Raw genomic sequence first — 4292 nt, forward strand, 5'->3', positions numbered from 1 at the left:
GATGCCGCCACCGAACCCACCATATTCTTCGGCAATCGAGCCACCCATGACACCCTGCTGACCGACTGTTTTCCAGAAGTCGCGGTCAACAATTCCCTGCTCCGCCCATTTTTCAATCTTCGGAGCCATCTCTGCATCGAAAAGCCTGCGTGTACTATCGGCGAACATCTTGTGTTCATCCACTGCCCAACTCGGGGAGTTCTTGATCAGAGACATGTTTTATTCCTATCGGTTCATGCTTGCATTGAAGAAATCTAACAAGTGTTTTATTTCCTGGCAATGAACCCGAGGCGTTCTGACGGGGCGTCACAAGGCTTCGGACCGTGCGCATCCGGATTTATCTAATCACGCGCCGCCCATTCGGCTCGTACAAAAAAGGCCCGCCAAAACAGGCGGGCCTTTTTGTAATTTTTTCGCAATGACTTACAGCCTGTCGGTCAGTTCGGGCACGGCGTCGAACAGGTCGGCAACCAGACCGTAATCGGCAACCTGGAAGATCGGGGCTTCTTCGTCCTTGTTGATCGCAACGATGATCTTGCTGTCCTTCATGCCGGCCAGGTGTTGGATCGCACCCGAGATGCCAACAGCGATATACAGGTCAGGCGCGACCACCTTGCCGGTCTGGCCAACCTGCCAGTCGTTCGGTGCAAAGCCCGAGTCGACGGCGGCGCGGGATGCGCCAACGGCGGCGCCCAGCTTGTCGGCCAGTTTCTCGATCAGGGCAAAGTTCTCTTCGGAGCCGACGCCGCGCCCACCGGACACGACCACACCGGCCGAGGTCAGTTCGGGACGATCCGATGCGGCGACCTTGTCTTCGACCCATTCCGACAAGCCGGGGTCGTCCCCGGCGCCGATGCTTTCGACCGAGGCAGACCCGCCTTCGCCAGCGGCATCAAAGGTCGAGGTGCGGACGGTGATGACCTTTTTCACATCCGACGATTTGACGGTCTGAATCGTGTTCCCGGCATAGATCGGGCGCTCGAACGTGTTGCCATCGACAACGCCGGACACGTCCGACAGGACCATCACGTCCAGCAGCGCGGCAACGCGCGGCATGACGTTCTTGGCGTCCGTGGTGGCCGGGGCGACGATATGTTCATAGTCACCGGCCAGCGATGCGATCAGCGCGGCGGTCGGTTCGGCCAGGCGGTGACCCAGCGATGCGTCTTCGGCGACCAGAACCTTAGCCACACCGTCGATCATGGCGGCGGCGTCGCCTGCGGCAGCAGCAGAGGCGCCCGCGCACAGAACGGTCACATCGCCCAGGGCCTTGGCCGCGGTCACGGCCTTGGCGGTTGCGTCGATTGCCAGTTCACCATTGGTGACTTCTGCGAGAAGAAGAACAGCCATTACACAGCCCCCGCTTCTTTGAGTTTTGCGACCAGCTCGTCCACCGAGCCGACCATGATACCGGCCGCGCGTGCCGCGGGCTCGGAGGTTTTGACGATTTCCAGACGCGGCGTGACATCAACGCCGTAATCATCGGCGGTTTTCTCATCCAGCGGCTTTTTCTTGGCCTTCATGATGTTGGGCAGCGACGCATAGCGCGGCTCGTTCAGGCGCAGGTCCACAGTGACGATCGCGGGCATCTTGACCTTGATGGTCTGCAGGCCGCCGTCAACTTCGCGGGTCACGACGGCACTGTCGCCATCGATGCCCATTTCCGAGGCAAAGGTCGCCTGGCTCCAACCGAGGATCGCCGACAGCATCTGGCCGGTGGCGTTCATGTCGTTGTCAATGGCCTGTTTGCCCGCCAGAACCAGACCGGGCTGCTCTTCCTCGACCACCTTGGCCAGGATTTTCGCGACGGCCAGCGGCTCGATGTCGGTGTGCACATCATCGGCGGCAACCACCAGAATGGCACGATCCGCACCCATGGCCAGCGCAGTGCGCAGGGTTTCCTGCGCCTGTTTGACGCCAATGGAAACCACGACGATTTCTTCGGCCTTGCCGGCCTCTTTCAGGCGAATCGCCTCTTCGACGGCGATTTCGTCGAAAGGGTTCATCGACATCTTAACGTTGGCCAGATCGACACCGCTTCCGTCCGCTTTGACACGAACCTTCACGTTGTAGTCGATCACGCGGTTCACAGGCACGAGTACCTTCATTGGCGTGGTCTCCTTGAGTTTTGCGATAAGGTTTCAACCGAGCTAACGGTCTTTGAATTCTGGAGTTCTTTTTTCCGAAAACGCTTTCATGGCCTCGGGAAAGTCATGCGCGCACAGCAAAACGCTTTGGGCATCGCGCTCGATATCCAGCGCCTCGAGATAGCTGCACTCGGCTGCGGCGCGCATCACACGCTTGGCGGTCTGAACGCCAAACATCGGGTGCGTTGCAATCTCGCGGGCAATTTCCAGCGCCCGTACCTCGACCTGGTTGGCCGGCACGCATTCTTCGACAACGCGCAGGTCCCTGGCGGTGCGCCCGTCGATTTCACGGCCCGTGAGCACAAGCATCCGGGCAACGCCCGCACCGGCGCGCTGGTGAAGCAGCCAGCTTGATCCCGTGTCGGGACAACCGCCGACGCGTGCAAATACTTCGCACAGCCGGGCATCTTCGGCGGCAACGACAATATCCGCCGACAAGGCCAGGCTGAGGCCCGCGCCAAAAGCCACGCCGCATACCGCGGAAATCAGAGGTTTGCGAAACAGATAGGCCGCGCGTCCGCCATCGTGAACCAGGTCCACCATTTCCGACGTCGCCCGCGCGCCTTTGGCGATCTCGGACTGAAACCCGACAAGATCGCCGCCGCTGCTGAAATGATTGCCACCGGTCATAACAACGACACGGATCGTAGCGTCCCGTTCGGCTTCGCGCAGAAGCGCCACCAGTTCTTCGACGAACCCGATGCTGTAAGGGTTGCGTTTTGTCGGCTGAAGAAACCGCAGGATTCCGACAGGGCCATCCCTGTCCAGGCGAATAAGCTCAGTCATTCAAGTCTCCATCAGGTCCCGGTCCAGACGGGTGCTCGCTTTTCAGCAAAGGCCTTTGGGCCTTCAATCGCGTCGTTGCTGGCGTAAACCACCTCGTGAAGGCGCTTGCCCTCTTTCAGGCCACCCGCACAGCCCAGGTCCATGGTCGCGCGAACGCCGCCTTTCGCGGCAACAACCGACAGCGGGGCCGCGCTGGCAATGCGTTTGGCAAGGTCAAATGCCCTTGCGCGGACAGCATCGGGAGTGTCTTCGATATAGTTGGTGAACCCGTATTCGTGCAGGTGCTCGATCGGCATCAAGTCGCCGGTCAGAACGATTTCCATAAGGATGGGCTGCGGTAGCATGGACAGTGCCGGCGATGCCCAGGGCGATCCACGACCGATCTTTACTTCGGTGATACCGACCTTGGTCCCCTTGAGACCGACCCGCAGATCGCAATTCAAGGTCAGCATCATGCCGCCCGCCATCAGCGACCCTGTCATCGCCGCGATGATCGGTTTCTTGCAGGCGCGCATGGTCTCGTGAAACGGGTCGCGCATCTTGGTCAGAATATCGACACCCTCGTCGCGTGCGATTTGTGTGGCTTCCTTCAGATCCAGTCCGGCGCTGAAAACGCCGCAATCGGCAGAAGTCAGAATGGCCACACGAACGCTGTCATCCGCCTCGATCTTCTCCCAAGCGTCGGTCAGCCCGTTCGTCGCCGCCACGGAAAGCGCGTTTTTACGTTCGGGCCGGTTGATACAGACGGTCGCAATTCCGTCTTCGATCTTCACGTCAATGGGGCTCATGATACCTGCTTCGCTTTCTCGGGACAATCTAACTGCGGAAAGCTTCCCCGCGACATGTCTGCCGCGGGGAAGCTCTGTCTTATTCGACGGTGAACGTCGCGGAGCTGTGCTTGATGACATCCCAAACAACGTCAAGATAGTCGGCGCTCCAGTCGGTCAGCGGAACCCAGGTTTCGCCATTCCACTGCTCGACCCGGGTCTTGCCGCCACCACCGTGGTCTTTGTCGGTCACTGTAACCGGGGCCATGATGCCGTTTCCATCGAAGTTCTCGATCGATTCATAGGCATTCTTCATGCTTTCCGGTGTGATCGGCCAACCGTTTTCAGTAATTGCGATCCGCGCGGCTTCGAAACCGGCCGAGTAGATCGCCATGCCCGTGTTGTAGTACACGTCGCGCACCAGGCTCTCGGGACCGCTGCCCTTGCCATTGGCATAGTAGGTGTCCAGCATCGTCTTGACGATCGGAACTTCCTGGCCACCGGCCACGTTGGTCCCGCGCAGGATGCCTTTCGCCTCTTGTGCGCCGATATTGGCGATATCGACTTCGTTCAGCCAGTTCACCGACAGATA

5 protein-coding genes and 1 pseudogene are annotated in these 4292 nt (G+C 59.7%); all 6 read right to left on the minus strand.

Annotated features, from left to right (window positions below):
* Positions 1-216 (minus strand): acyl-CoA dehydrogenase family protein (locus ACEQXV_RS07470; RefSeq protein WP_370268550.1); only part of this gene is annotated, 216 nt, incomplete at its 3' end.
* Positions 217-423: 207 nt separating this feature from the next.
* Positions 424-1350, minus strand: coding sequence for an electron transfer flavoprotein subunit alpha/FixB family protein (locus tag ACEQXV_RS07475; protein WP_370268551.1), 927 nt, complete (start codon positions 1348-1350; stop codon positions 424-426).
* Positions 1350-2108 carry an electron transfer flavoprotein subunit beta/FixA family protein gene (locus ACEQXV_RS07480; RefSeq protein ID WP_370268552.1) on the minus strand — a complete coding sequence of 253 codons (759 nt, stop codon included), beginning with the start codon at positions 2106-2108 and terminating at the stop codon, positions 1350-1352. The genes ACEQXV_RS07475 and ACEQXV_RS07480 overlap by 1 nt, the downstream gene beginning before the upstream one ends.
* A 42-nt stretch (positions 2109-2150) precedes the next feature.
* Complete coding sequence (locus ACEQXV_RS07485) at positions 2151-2933, minus strand: enoyl-CoA hydratase/isomerase family protein (protein WP_370268553.1); 783 nt, start codon at positions 2931-2933, stop codon at positions 2151-2153.
* An 11-nt stretch (positions 2934-2944) separates the two neighbouring features.
* On the minus strand, positions 2945-3706 hold the full coding sequence (locus ACEQXV_RS07490; protein WP_370268554.1) for an enoyl-CoA hydratase-related protein: 762 nt from the start codon (positions 3704-3706) through the stop codon (positions 2945-2947).
* A gap of 94 nt (positions 3707-3800) precedes the next feature.
* Positions 3801-4292: pseudogene (locus tag ACEQXV_RS07495) on the minus strand (branched-chain amino acid ABC transporter substrate-binding protein); the annotation flags it as partial.

The organism is Nioella sp., assembly GCF_964229645.1.
Lineage (GTDB): Bacteria > Pseudomonadota > Alphaproteobacteria > Rhodobacterales > Rhodobacteraceae > Nioella.

Coding starts and splice junctions, on each gene's coding strand:
- ACEQXV_RS07480 (WP_370268552.1), bottom strand. CDS start 2,108: ATGAAGGTACTCGTGCCTGTGAACCGCGTGATCGACTACAACGTGAAG.
- ACEQXV_RS07475 (WP_370268551.1), bottom strand. CDS start 1,350: ATGGCTGTTCTTCTTCTCGCAGAAGTCACCAATGGTGAACTGGCAATC.
- ACEQXV_RS07485 (WP_370268553.1), bottom strand. CDS start 2,933: ATGACTGAGCTTATTCGCCTGGACAGGGATGGCCCTGTCGGAATCCTG.